The organism is Mesorhizobium sp. HAY1-8B (assembly GCF_056868045.1).
On record NZ_CP200321.1, the window covers coordinates 6,823,784 to 6,836,555 of the forward strand.

General features: G+C 63.5%; 13 protein-coding genes. 6 read left to right on the top strand and 7 right to left on the bottom strand.

Annotation, left to right across the window (positions count from 1 at the left end; translation table 11 throughout):
• Positions 1-115 precede the first annotated feature (115 nt).
• Together AC1VON_RS32780 and AC1VON_RS32785 are read left to right on the top strand one after the other, a co-directional pair.
• Complete coding sequence (locus tag AC1VON_RS32780; protein ID WP_483126411.1) at positions 116-424, top strand: hypothetical protein; 309 nt, start codon at positions 116-118, stop codon at positions 422-424.
• A 128-nt stretch (positions 425-552) separates the two neighbouring features.
• On the top strand, positions 553-1,029 hold the full coding sequence (locus AC1VON_RS32785; protein ID WP_172348606.1) for an NUDIX hydrolase: 477 nt from the start codon (positions 553-555) through the stop codon (positions 1,027-1,029).
• A gap of 3 nt (positions 1,030-1,032) precedes the next feature.
• On the opposite strand, the gene AC1VON_RS32790 is transcribed toward AC1VON_RS32785, so the two are convergent.
• The 5 genes from AC1VON_RS32790 to AC1VON_RS32810 form a co-directional block, all read right to left on the bottom strand.
• Positions 1,033-1,884, bottom strand: coding sequence for a citryl-CoA lyase (locus tag AC1VON_RS32790; protein WP_483126153.1), 852 nt, complete (start codon positions 1,882-1,884; stop codon positions 1,033-1,035).
• Positions 1,881-3,065 carry a CaiB/BaiF CoA transferase family protein gene (locus tag AC1VON_RS32795; protein WP_483126154.1) on the bottom strand — a complete coding sequence of 395 codons (1,185 nt, stop codon included), beginning with the start codon at positions 3,063-3,065 and terminating at the stop codon, positions 1,881-1,883. The genes AC1VON_RS32790 and AC1VON_RS32795 overlap by 4 nt, the downstream gene beginning before the upstream one ends.
• 15 nt (positions 3,066-3,080) lie before the next feature.
• Positions 3,081-4,604, bottom strand: coding sequence for a tripartite tricarboxylate transporter permease (locus tag AC1VON_RS32800; RefSeq protein WP_056577744.1), 1,524 nt, complete (start codon positions 4,602-4,604; stop codon positions 3,081-3,083).
• 4 nt (positions 4,605-4,608) lie between these two features.
• Complete coding sequence (locus AC1VON_RS32805) at positions 4,609-5,145, bottom strand: tripartite tricarboxylate transporter TctB family protein (RefSeq protein ID WP_483126155.1); 537 nt, start codon at positions 5,143-5,145, stop codon at positions 4,609-4,611.
• 130 nt (positions 5,146-5,275) lie between these two features.
• Positions 5,276-6,253, bottom strand: a complete 978-nt coding sequence (locus AC1VON_RS32810) for a Bug family tripartite tricarboxylate transporter substrate binding protein (RefSeq protein ID WP_172348602.1) — start codon at positions 6,251-6,253, stop codon at positions 5,276-5,278.
• Between the two features lie 185 nt (positions 6,254-6,438).
• Between AC1VON_RS32810 and AC1VON_RS32815 the strand changes: the two genes are divergently transcribed.
• Both AC1VON_RS32815 and AC1VON_RS32820 read left to right on the top strand, forming a co-directional pair.
• A complete protein-coding gene (locus tag AC1VON_RS32815; RefSeq protein ID WP_483126156.1) occupies positions 6,439-7,242 on the top strand; it encodes an IclR family transcriptional regulator in 804 nt (267 codons plus the stop codon).
• Between the two features lie 251 nt (positions 7,243-7,493).
• Positions 7,494-9,968: an EAL domain-containing protein gene (locus tag AC1VON_RS32820; protein WP_483126157.1), complete on the top strand. Its 2,475-nt coding sequence runs from the start codon at positions 7,494-7,496 to the stop codon at positions 9,966-9,968.
• A gap of 16 nt (positions 9,969-9,984) precedes the next feature.
• Here AC1VON_RS32820 and AC1VON_RS32825 read toward each other — a convergent pair whose 3' ends face one another.
• Positions 9,985-10,518 (bottom strand): GNAT family N-acetyltransferase, encoded by a 534-nt coding sequence (locus tag AC1VON_RS32825; RefSeq protein WP_483126158.1) that lies wholly within the window; start codon positions 10,516-10,518, stop codon positions 9,985-9,987.
• A 220-nt stretch (positions 10,519-10,738) separates the two neighbouring features.
• Here AC1VON_RS32825 and AC1VON_RS32830 point away from each other — a divergent pair, with 220 nt between their 5' ends.
• Positions 10,739-11,194: a DUF2214 family protein gene (locus AC1VON_RS32830; RefSeq protein WP_483126159.1), complete on the top strand. Its 456-nt coding sequence runs from the start codon at positions 10,739-10,741 to the stop codon at positions 11,192-11,194.
• Positions 11,195-11,440: 246 nt separating this feature from the next.
• On the opposite strand, the gene nth is transcribed toward AC1VON_RS32830, so the two are convergent.
• Positions 11,441-12,253: an endonuclease III gene (gene nth / locus AC1VON_RS32835; RefSeq protein ID WP_483126160.1), complete on the bottom strand. Its 813-nt coding sequence runs from the start codon at positions 12,251-12,253 to the stop codon at positions 11,441-11,443.
• Positions 12,254-12,275: 22 nt separating this feature from the next.
• Between nth and AC1VON_RS32840 the strand changes: the two genes are divergently transcribed.
• Entirely contained in the window at positions 12,276-12,770 is a 495-nt protein-coding gene (locus tag AC1VON_RS32840; RefSeq protein ID WP_172348596.1) for a DUF2244 domain-containing protein, read from the top strand.
• Positions 12,771-12,772: the final 2 nt, after the last annotated feature.

Sequence of the window (12,772 nt, forward strand, 5' to 3'; positions counted from 1 at the left end):
ACGGACCGCACGACGGTATGATTGACTTATGGGAGATCCATGCATGGCCATGGCATCACCCGACAGGCCGCCCTATATATTGGGAATGAATAGGATCTTTTCGCAGAATGGGCGCATGTCCGCGCGTAGGCCACCGTCGATTCTGGCATCGGCAGCGCTGGCTACGATGGTTCTGGCCGGGCTTGGGTTGCCCGCCTCCGCGCAGGTGCTCAATCCCTCTGCCGAAAGTAACGCGCTAATCCAGCAGAATGATCTGCAGATCTTGCAAAACAGGATTCAGCGGCAGCAATTTCAGCAGCAGCAACAGCAGTATCGCGACCAGGACCGCGTGATCGTCCAGCAGCCGCCGCCGGTGGTGCCGCAGGTCAGGCCGAGCTGCCAGACGCAGATAATCGGCAACACCGCCGTGAGCACCTGCCGCTGACAGGCGGGACCACTCTTTTAATTAGCCGACTTACATGATAGGGGCCTTCGAGTGCCCCTGCGGCAGTTTGGGTTTTGCAAAGGCGCCGCGTCACGCTATGGGGCACTGCACCGACTGGATTGTTACGAATGGCAGCCACCAAGAAAAAGGCCGTGCGCAAGGCCAAGAAAGGCGAGCGGATCCGCCAGGTCGCGGCGATCCCCTTTCGGCGGAACGCGCACGGCGACATCGAGGTGATGCTGGTCACATCGCGGACGACGCAGCGCTTCATCGTCCCCAAAGGATGGCCGATGAAAGGCAAGAGTGGCCGCAAGGCAGCCACCATCGAGGCGATGGAAGAGGCCGGCGTGCTCGGCAAGACGTTGAAGGAACCGGCGGGCACCTATTCCTACTGGAAACGGCTGGCCAACAACTTCATTCGCGTCGACGTCATCGTCTATCTGCTCGAAGTGACCGAAGAGCTTGCCGACTGGCAGGAAGCCAAACGGCGGCAACGGGCATGGCTGGCGCCGGCCGATGCGGCAATACTGATCGACGAGCCTGACCTGGCGACGCTGGTGGAGACCTTGAAGCTTCCCATGCCTGCGTCGGCCGGCCGGGCATAGGCTTCACCCGCCGGCCTCGCCGTCTCCCGGAAACGGCCGCTTTGGTGTTCCTGTATAAGCCCACAGCCATTCGCGCGGCAGCGGCCCCTTGTTGCGCTCGCTCTGCTGCGACTGTTCCCAGGTATGCGCAAGAATGCCGACAGAACGCGACAGCACGAAGAGTCCCCGCGTCAGCGGCGGCGGGAAGCCGAGCTCGCCATAGATAACAGCCGTTGCGCCATCGATATTGAGCGGGATTTTTTTCCCCTTGCGCCGCGCGACCTCCGCCTCAACAGCCTCGGCGATGTCGGCGAACCGTCCATTGATGACGCCACGCGCGGCAAATTCGCGAGTCAGTTCCAGCAGCCGTGGTGCGCGCGGATCGACCGGGTGAAAGCGGTGGCCGAGCCCTGGCACATACCTTCTTTCCTCGGCGAAGAACCGGTCGACCCTTACCGAGACCGCCTCATCCAGCACCGTCCCGCCATCGATCGCCACGGCGATATCGCCGTAGAAGGACAGCGCCTGTTCGCCCGCGCCGCCATGCACGTCCCCGAGCACATTGATGGCCGAAGCCATGGCGCTGTTGATGCCGACGCCGCAGGTGGCGGCCATGCGGGCAATGGCAATCGACGGCGCCTGCGGCCCATGATCGACGGCCGCCCCCAGGGCAATGCCGAGCAAGGCTGCCTGGTCCTCGCTGGGCAGTTCACCACGCAACATCAGCCAGATCATCGCAGGGAAGCTGACGCGACCGATCAGGTCCTGGATTTCATAGCCGCGCAGCCGAATGACGCCGGGGCTCATCTCGATGATGCCGGTCTGCCACCATTCCTCGCCGCGTTCACGGCCTGACTTCTTCCCGGAACTGCTCATGCCCGTGCCTTTGCCTTGGCACGCGGCGGCAGGTGGGCGAAAACCTCGTCCATATGCTCCCCGAGCACCGGTGGCGGCTTTGTCGGCAATGGCGCCTTGCCATCGACCATGAAGCCGCCGCGCAGAACGGTCAGCGGTCTGTCCATCCCGGCGACATCGTTAAAATTCGCAGTCACCTGCCGTTCCAGTACTTGCGGTTCGCCCAGCACTTGCGGGATCGTCAGCACCCTGCCCGCCGGGACGCCCGCACGATTGAGCGTCTCTTCCCAGGCCGCCGCCGACGCGCCTGCCAGGGCCTCGTCGATCTCGACTTTCAGCGCCGCACGGTTGCGCTTGCGTGTCTCGCGCTCGGCAAAGCGTGGGTCCAAGGCCAGCTCTGGTCGCCCGATCAGCCGGCAAAGCGTTACGAACTGCTCCTGCTTGTTGGCGGCGATGTTGAGCAGCCCGTCGCCGGTTCGGAAGGCGCCGGAGGGTGCTGCCGTCATGTTCTCATTGCCCATCGGCTTGGGATCGACCCCGGCCGTCAGATAGTTGGACACCGGCCAGCCGAGTGCGGAAAGCGTGCATTCGAGCATTGAGACGTCGAGGAAGGCACCCTCGCCTGAGGTCTTCTGCTTGACCAGCGCCGATGCAATCGCGAACGCACCGGCCAGCCCGCCCAGCGTATCGGCGACGGGATAGCCGACACGCAGCGGCGCTGTTTCCGGCGTGCCGGTGATGCTCATGATGCCTGACAGGCCCTGGATGATCTGGTCATAGGCGGGATTGTCGCGCATCGGGCCGGTCTGGCCGAAACCCGATATCGCGCAATAGACAAGGCCGGGGCGGACCGCCTTCAGCGCTTCGTAGCCAAGGCCGAGCCGATCCATCACGCCGGGGCGGAAATTCTCCACCAGCGCGTCCGCACTGGCGACAAGGTCGAGGAAGCGTTCACGATCGGCTTCTGTCTTCAGATCGAGCATGACGGATCGTTTGCCGGCGTTCTGAGCCAGGAACGAGGCGCCCATGCCGGCTTGGTTGAGCCTTGGCGAACCGCCGAGCTGGCGCGCCAGGTCGCCGCCTTGCGGCCCCTCGACCTTGATCACGTCGGCCCCCAGCAGCGCCAGCTGATAGGCACAATAAGGCCCAGCCAGAACATTGGTCAGGTCGAGGACGCGGATACCGGAAAGCAGGTCAGTCATATCTTCTCAAATCGGTCAGGCATCGCCCGGCACGTGCTCTGGACCACGCCGACGGCGATGCTCGATGAAGGCCCAGATATGCGGTCCGACCAGGCCGATGAAGGCGAGCGTCAGCAGCGTCAGCGACAGCGGATGCTTGTAGAACACCGACCAGTCGCCATTAGAGATGGTCATTGCCCGGCGGAACTGGGTTTCGGCGAGCGGCCCCAGGATCATGCCGATGATGACCGGCGCGGTCGGGAAATCGAAACGCCGCATCAGGAAGCCCGCCGCCCCCAGCAAATAGAGGATGACGAGATCGATGGGCGATTGCGAAATGCCGTAAGTGCCCACGGTCGCGAACACCAGTATGCCGGCATAAAGCTGCGGCGCCGGGATCTTCAGCAGCCGCACCCACAGCCCGATCAACGGCAAATTGAGGATGACGAGGATGACGTTGGCGATGAACAGGCTGGCGATCAGGCCCCAGACCAAATTGGCCTGCGTCGTCAAAAGCAGCGGCCCCGGGTTGATGCCGTAGCTCTGAAAGGCCGACAGCATGATCGCGGCCGTTGCCGAGGTAGGCAGGCCAAGCGTCAGCATCGGCACCAGCACGCCGGCGGCGGACGCGTTGTTGGCGGCCTCGGGACCGGCGACGCCCTCGATGGCACCGACCGTGCCGAACTCCTCCTTGTGCTTCGACAGTTTCTTTTCGATGGCATAGGACAGAAAGGTCGGGATTTCGGCGCCGCCGGCCGGCATGGCGCCGATCGGAAAGCCGATCGCCGCACCGCGCAGCCAGGCCTTCCATGAGCGGCCCCATTCGGCCGCGGTCATGTAGAGCGACCCTTTCAGCGGCACGATCTCGTCCTTGCCGGCATAGCGGCGCGAGGCCATATAGAGCGTCTCACCGACCGCGAACAGGCCGACGGCGGCGATGATGACGTCGACGCCGTCGAGCAGTTCTGTCGTGCCGAAGGTGAACCGCGGCTGGCCGGTCTGCAGGTCGACGCCGATCATGCCGATAACGAAGCCGGCAAACAGGCTGGTAAGTCCGCGCACCGAGGAGGAGCCGAGCACGGCCGAAACCGTGATGAAGGCCAGCACCATCAGCGAGAAATATTCGGCCGGGCCGAAAGCCAGCGCGAACTTGACAACCACCGGCGCCAGGAAGGCGACGCCGAGCGTGCCGAGGGTACCGGCGACGAAGGAGCCGATCGCCGAGGTGGCGAGTGCGGCACCGCCACGGCCGGACCGCGCCATCTTGTTGCCTTCCAGCGCGGTGACGATGGTGGCGCTTTCACCTGGCGTGTTGAGCAGGATCGAGGTTGTCGAGCCGCCATACATGGCGCCGTAGTAGATGCCGGCGAACAGGATGAAGGACGCCTCCGGCGCCACCTGATAGGTGATCGGCAGAAGCAGCGCGATGGTGAGCGCCGGCCCCAGGCCTGGCAGCACGCCGATGGCGGTGCCGAGCGTGGTGCCGAGCAAGCACCACAGAAGATTGACCGGGGTGAAGGCGACCGAGAAGCCGTGGGCGAGTTGTTCGAGCGTGCTCATGGCCTCACGCTCCAAACGCGCCGATGATCGCATCGATCGCCGTGTTCAGCTGGTTCTCGATGAAACCCGCACCGATGTTGACGCCGAGCGCCCTGGCGAAACCGAAATAGGCGGCCAGCGCCAGGACAAGGCCGGTGAACGCGTCACGCAGCGTATGCCTGCTGCCGAAGCCGTAGCAGACGAGAACGAACATGATGACCGATGCCGCCGTGAAGCCGAGCGGCCGGATAAGCAGCAGGTTGGCGACAAGGCCGATGACGACGAAGCCCATCGCCTTCCAGTCGGTCGGCGTTTCCTTTTCCTCCTCCGGTTGCCAGCCACCGCGAAACGCGGCGAGGATGAGCAGCAGCGAGAGCACCACCAGACCAACCATGGTGAGATAGGGAAAGACGGTCGGCCCGACCTTGGAATAGAGCGGCGACACCGGGATCGCCAGCGTCTGCCAGGCCACGGCGCCGGCACAGGCGAGAAGCCCAATGCCAACAAGCAATTCGGGCACGGCAAGGCGCGAGGACGCCGTCGGCTGGTTGATGGTGCTCATGGAGTGTCCTCCCCAGGATTACGGGCCAAGACGGCTGTCACCGGCCCTCATGCTGCCAGCCATGATCGCTGCGATGCGATCGATGGACTTGAGAATTGGGGGACGGCTCGCGCCATCCCCCTGGGGAAAATCACGCGAGGCCGAGATCCTTGAGGATGGCCTCGATGCGCGCCGAATCCTCGGCGACGAATTTTGCATAGTCGTCGCCGGTGAGCAGGATGGGCGTCCAGTTGCGGTTCTTGCACTCCGTGGCCCAGGCATCGCTCTTGGCCATGGTCTCGACCAGCGTGATCATCGCCGCCTTGTCGGCGTCGGACACGCCGGGAGGCGCGAAAACGCCGCGCCAGTTGAACAGTTCGACATCGATGCCGGTTTCCTTCAGCGTCGGCGCGTCGATGCCGTCCTGGCGCTTGTCGGCCGAGATGGCGAGCAGCCTGAGCGCACCGGCCTTGACCTGTTCGGAGAATTCGCCAAAGCCGGAGATGCCGGCCGCCACCTGGTTGCCGAGCAGCGCCGACAAGGCCTCGCCGCCGCCGGCGAACGGGACATAGGAAAGGCTGGTCGCCGGAACGCCGACGGTCTTAGCGATCAGGCCGAACAGGATGTGGTCGGAGCCACCGGCGGAGCCGCCGGCCACGGGAACCTTCGTCGGATCGGCTTTGAGCGCGGCTACGAAATCGGCGGCGGTCTTGAACGGCGATTCCGCCGGCACCACCAGGGCTTCGAATTCACCGGTGAGACGGGCGATCGGTGTCACCTGCGTCAGATTGTTGGCGGCCTTGTTGGCGATGATGGCGCCGACCATGACCATGCCGGCGACCATCAGCGAATTGCCCTTGCCATTCCATTGGCTGATGAACTGCGGCAGCCCGACCGTGCCGCCGGCGCCCCCGACATTGGTGATCTGCGAGCCGGAGATCAGCTTCTCTGAGCGCAGCACCTGGTCCATCGTGCGCCCTGTCTGGTCCCAGCCGCCGCCGGGTGCCGCCGGCACGAAAATCTGGATCTGCGGTGCGCCATCGGCGAAAGCGGGAGTGAGATGAAGTCCTGCAAGGCCGGCAGCGCCTGCCGCCGCCGTGCTCATCAAAAATCTGCGTCTGTTCAGCATGGGATTCCTCCAAATCACGACACCTCCTCCGGTGCCTGCCAAACGTGCCTGCATTCACAGACCCGTGATCGAGTTCAAGCAGATGTTAGCAAGTTCTGTCAACCGGAACGATATTCTGCTGGACAGAACGATCTAGGAGCGCGACAGAGTGGCCCCGCTCGGGTTTCTGCAAACTGGGAACTGCAATGGACTCACCAAGCAAATCGGCGGATACAGAGCTTCGGCGTACGTCGGCCGAAGGTGTCGCGGCACTTGATCGGGCGATTGCGATCCTCGATGCCTTTACAACCGCCGACCGCTCACTCAGCCTGGCCGAACTAGCGGCGCGCACCGGCCTCTACAAGAGTACGATCCTGAGACTGACGAATTCACTGCTGCGCGGGCAGTTGCTCAAGCGCCTCGACGATGGGCGCTACCGCGTCGGGCCCACCGCCTTCCGGCTCGGCGCCCTCTATCAGCGTTCGGTCGTGGCGGTCGACATCCTGTTGCCGATCATGCGCGACCTTTCAGAGCACAGCTGGGAGAGCGTCGCCTTCTATGTCCGGTCGGGTGACGTCCGCACCTGTCTCTACCGCGTCGAATCCAAGCATCCGATCCGCTACACCATACGCGAGGGCGACGTATTGCCCTTGCTTGTCGGCTCGGGCGGACGCGTGCTTGCGGCGTTTTCCGGCCAGCCGGGTGAACCCTACGAGACCATCCGAAGAACCTGCAACTGCCTCGCCGTCGGCGACCGCGACCCCGAGACGGCGGGCGTCTCGGCACCGGTATTCGGGCCGGGGCGCAACCTGCTTGGCGCGTTGACGCTGGCGGGGCCGAGCACGCGCGTCGATGCCGCCTTCCTTCAGCGCATGAAACGTCCGCTGCTCGAGGCGGCGGCCCGCGCCACCCGTGCCTTCGGCGAGGACGCCTCCCTGCTCGAACAGGCAAGTCTTGCGGCGGAGGCGCTGCCTAACCCGCTCGGTTACGGGCTCGAAAAGGATCGATAAGCTTCGAATACAAACTGATTCAACTTGAAGCAGTCACTTGACGCTGCGTAATATTCAGCCGCCCAAATCAAGAATGGCTTTGTAGAGAACGGAACTATTTATTTGCTGTTAAGTCCCCCGTGATACCCGGTTGTTGTCGCCATTTGCGCGACATGAGGGGAAGAAAATCGTCTCAACCGACGGGTGAAACAGTCGGACAGACACGCTGACAGGATCATGGCACGTTCGTGAATTCGAAGAAGCCGTCATCGATGGACGCCAGCCCCCGTCTTCTCGGGCTCGTGTGGCCGTTCATCGCCGTCGTGCTCATCCAGGCGCTGGTCGCCAGCCTCAGCCTGTACACGCTTTCGGCGGTTCGCGCCTATGTCGGCGGGGAAAGCCAGTGGTCCAAGGGGCAAAAGCACGCCATCTATTTCCTCAGCCTGTATGCGGACACCGGCAATGAGGAGTTCTTCACCGAGTATCGCGAGGCGATCGCCGTTCCGATGGCCGATCGCTCGGCGCGCTTGGCGCTCGAGCAGCCCGAGCCCGATACAGAGGCAGCGCGCACAGGCTTTCTGCAAGGCAGAAACCACCCGGACGACGTCGCCGGGCTGATCTGGCTGTTCCAGAATTTCCGGACGTTCAGCTATCTTGATACCGCTATTCGGCACTGGGCGGCGGCCGACACGATGATACTCGCCATCCAGCGGCTCGGCGACACCATGCATGCGGCGCTGGGCAAGGGGCCTGCGTCGGCAGCCGAGATCGGCGCTTGGAAAGCGGAAATCCATCGGCTCGATCGTCAGGTCACCCCATTGTCCAAGGCCTTCTCGGACAGTCTGGGCGAGGGATCGCGCTTCATCCGTATGCTGCTCACCTTTGCCAATCTCGTCACCGCCGCCTTGCTGATCCTGCTGGCGGTGTGGCGTACCCGCAAGCTTCTGGCGCAGCGCCAGGCCTTCCAGCTGGCGCTCAATGCCGAGCGCGAGCGCGCCCAGGTTACGCTGGCGTCTATCGGCCAGGCCGTCATCAGCACTGGCCGTGACGGGCGGCTGGACTACATGAACGCGGTTGCCGAGAAACTATTGGCTTGTCCGCTCGGCACTGCCAGGGGCAAACCGGTCGCATCGCTGTTTCGCCTCGTCGACAAGGATACCAGCGTCGAGGATTCGCAGCTGGTCGAGCGTCTCCTGGCCGGCGAACCGTGCCGTTCCAGCGCCCGTCCGCAATTGCTGCAGCGGCTGGACGGCTCCGTTGTTCCCGTCGCGCTGACCGGCGCGCCGCTGATCGTTTCCGGTGATATCGTCGGCGCGGTGCTCGCCTTCCACGATATGACGCGCGAAGAGGATTATATCGAGCGGCTTTCATGGCAGGCTTCACATGACGCATTGACCGGGCTCGCCAACCGGCGCGATTTCGAAAGCCGGCTGGAAAGGACGATCGTCGAACTGCAAGGCAAGCCCCGGCAGCACGCCTTGATGTATCTCGATCTCGACCAGTTCAAGCTGGTCAATGATACGTGCGGCCACGCCGCGGGTGACCAGTTGCTGCGCCAGATTTCCTCGCTGCTGACCCGCGAATTGCGGTCCGGCGACGTACTCGCCCGGCTGGGCGGCGACGAGTTCGGCGTGCTGCTCGTTGATTGCGATGCCACCAACGCAGCCGACATCGCCGAAAGGCTTCGCGCGGCGGTGCAGGACCTGCATTTCGCCTGGGACGGAAGACCCTTCAACACCAGCGTCAGTATCGGCATGGTGGAGCTCGCCAACGCGCAGGTGACGATCGAGGAAACGCTGCGCGCCGCCGACGTCGCCTGCTACATGGCCAAGGAGAAAGGCCGCAACCGCGTCCAAATCCACAGCGATGGCGACATGGCCTTGCGCGAGCGCTTCGGCGAGATGGCCTGGGTACAGCGCCTGCACGCCGCGCTGGAGCAAAACCGCTTTGGGCTTCACGCCCAGGAAATCTGGCCGCTCAACGACGACGTCGTCGAGGCGGGAGCGCATATCGAGATCCTGCTGCGGCTGACCGACGAAGACGGCAGCTTCGTCACCCCTCAGAGCTTCATTCCCGCTGCCGAGCGCTACGGCCTGATGCCGTCGATCGATCGCTGGGTGGTGCGCAACACCTTCCGCATCCTGGCCGCCCGGCAGGCCGATCCGCGCACGCCGCCGATTGCCACATGCGCCATCAATCTTTCCGGAGCGACTTTCGGCGACGAGACGTTTCTCGGCTTCCTGCGCGAGCAGTTTCTCGTCTATGGCATTTCGCCTGCCATGATCTGCCTTGAGATCACCGAAACCAGCGCTATCGCCAATCTCACCAATGCCATGCGTTTCATTGCCGATCTGCGCGGCCTGGGCTGCCGCTTCGCGCTCGACGATTTCGGCTCCGGCATGTCATCCTTCGCCTATCTGAAGCACCTGCCGGTCGACTACCTCAAGATCGACGGCAGCTTCGTCAAGGACATGCTTGACGACCGCATCGACCGCGCCATGGTCGAGATGATCCATCATATCGGCAAGGTCATGGGCAAGCGTACCATCGCCGAGTTCGTCGAGAGCGACGAAATTGCCGCCGCACTGAAGACCATCGGCGTCGACTATGCCCAGGGCTATGGGATCGCCCGGCCGACGCCGTTCGATGCCTCGACGGTGCTGCTGGGCCGGAGCGTCACACCGGCCGCGCAGAGCGCCGATCCGTGGGCCGACCTTGCTCGGAAACTGCGCCGCCAAGCGGGGTAGAGGTCTCAATTCCAGTTCAGGACAGCCGCTCCAGCAGCACTGTCGGGGCGTCATGATAGGTGGTCCGCAATACTTCGCGATAGCCGACCTTGCCAGCGACATTCAACGATGCGGCGTTCTCCGGATCGATGATGCAGACGGTTTTCGTACGTCCAAAGGTTTCTTCTCCCCAGGCCAGCACGCGGCCGACGACCTCGGTGGCGAGACCGGCGCCGTGCACGGCCGGCGCCAGTGCCCATCCGGCCTCGGGAATGCCCTCGATCGACGGTTCCATGTCACGCTTCAGGTCGTGAAAACCGGCCTCTCCGACAAAGCGGCCCGTCGCTTTCTCCTCGATCGCCCAGAAGCCGTAGCCGAGCAGCGACCACAGGCCAGCATGACGCAGGAAGCGCATCCAGCTTTCCTCGCGCGTGCGCGGCTTGCCGCCGATGAAGCGGGTGACGGCCGGGTCTGCCCACATCGTGGCATAGGCGTCAAAGTCCTCCAGCCGGTGCGCCCTTAGAATGGTTCGCTTCGTCTCGATGACCGGAGCGCCGTGCGGATTGTTCATGGGATTGCCTCGCTGAAGTTATCCGCGCTTAGCAAATAGCCCGTGCGGTGCAAGGGCCAGCGCGAAACGCGCCATCATCCAGAAAAGCCGCATGTCCGGTGCCGTGGCTCCGCTATGGGAATTCCGCCCGACGGTGTTATTTTCCCGGCCGGCTGATTTCAGCACATTGCGACGCGATCTTCTCCGACGCGGGCTGGTGCTCAAACCCAAGGGAAGAAGCATGGACACGACCGACCTTGTGCTTGCCATTGTCCATCATCTGCTGGTGTTTTCCCTGGCGGGGATCATCGGCGCCGAATTCGTGCTGATCCGCGGCGACCTGCCCGCCGCGACACTCGAGCGGCTCGCCAGCATCGACCGCCACTATGGCATCATCGCCGCGCTGATCATCATCGTCGGCATCGGCCGCGTCTTCTGGGGTCTCAAGGGATGGGAGTTCTACGTCTACAACTGGGTGTTCTGGGCCAAGATGGTAGCCTTTGGCATTGTCGGCCTGCTGTCGATCGTCCCGACCGTGCGCTTCATTTCCTGGAACAGGCAGGCCAGCGCCAATCCCTCCTTCGCCGTGCCGGCGGGCGAACTGGCCTCGGTGAAGACATACGTCCGCGCGGAAGCCTTCGTCTTCCTGCTGATCCCGGTCTTCGCGGCGGCGATGGCGCGCGGTTACGGCTACTAGGGTGTCGAGATTCGGGTCAGGCCGAGCCGAGAATGGTGGTTTTCGAGAACCGAAGCGGAGCATACTTTTCGTACGCGAGCACCGGGAGCGCGGAAAACCACCGTTCGCAGGCTGGCATCACCTGAATATCAACACACCCTAATCTAGAATAAATCGGAAGCGGGCAGAGGTTCCGCAATCGGTATTTGTCGCAAACCGGTTGGCTTTCGAGGTGTTCGTGGAGGAGAGTTGAGGCCCAGCCGCTCGTCAGGTTTGGCCTTGAACCTCGTCCACCGCATCGAGCGGGGCGATCGGCACGAGGGGCGCCGGAATGCTGGTCGTCTTCTCCTGCGCCTTGCAGATATCGGCGATGACGCAGGCCGGGCAGTCCGGCTTGCGCGCCTTGCAGACATAGCGGCCATGCAGGATCAGCCAGTGATGCGCATGGCGCATATACTCGTCCGGGATGATCTTCAGTAGCCCCTGCTCGACCTGCTCGGGCGTCTTGCCGGGCGCCAGGCCAAGCCTGTTGCCGATCCGGAAAATATGCGTATCGACCGCCATCGTATGCTGGCCGAAGGCCATGTTGAGCACGACATTGGCGGTCTTGCGCCCGACCCCCGGCAGCTTGACCAACTCATCGCGGTCATCAGGCACCTCCCCGCCATGGTCGCGGATCAGCGCCTCCGACAGCGCGATGACATTCTTGGCCTTGTTGCGCCAGAGGCCGATGGTCCTGATGTATTCGCCGACCTTGGCTTCACCCAGAGCAACCATCTTCCGTGGCGTATCGGCGGCCTTGAACAGCGCCCGCGTCGCCTTGTTGACGCCGGCATCCGTCGCCTGCGCGGACAACACCACAGCCACCAGCAGCGTGAAGGCGTTGACATGTTCGAGCTCACCCTTCGGCTCCGGCCGCTGGACCGAAAAGCGCCGGAAGATCTCATGCACTTCCGCCGGGGTATAGCGTGACGTCCGCCGCACGGGCCGTGGACGCGGCTTGGCGTTCGATCCGTCACGTCGTCCGGCCGGCAGCTTTTTTTCGGGCATGGAAGAATCTTTGGACTTGGGGCTCGCCATTTCCCTCCTATAATATCCTGTCATGAGCGACACAAACGCCTCGTTCCAGGCTGACGAGCCCTTCTTTCACGCATTGCTGACCCCACACCGGTCGCTGGGCAGGACGGGCTTCCTGGTCCTGATGGGCGCGCTGCTGTTCGGCTGGCTGGTGACAGGCGCGTTTTTCCTGTCGCGTGGTGCGTGGCCGGTGTTCGGCTTCTTCGGCCTCGACGTGGTCGCCGTCTACATCGCCTTCCGCGCCAATTATCGGGCCGCCCGCGCCCGCGAGGAGGTGTCGGTGTCCCGCACCAGCCTCGACATCCGCAAGACAGCCCCTTCGGGAAAATCGGAAGCGCACCGCTTCAACCCGTTCTGGGCGCGGTTTTCGGTGGCCCGTCACGCCGAGATCGGCATCACCAAAATGACCGTGGAAGCGCAAGGCCAGAACGTGCCGATCGGCGGTTTTCTCGATCCTGATTCCCGCGAGAGCTTTGCCACCGCCTTTTCGCGGGCATTGGCGACCGCAAAGGCGCGCTGAAT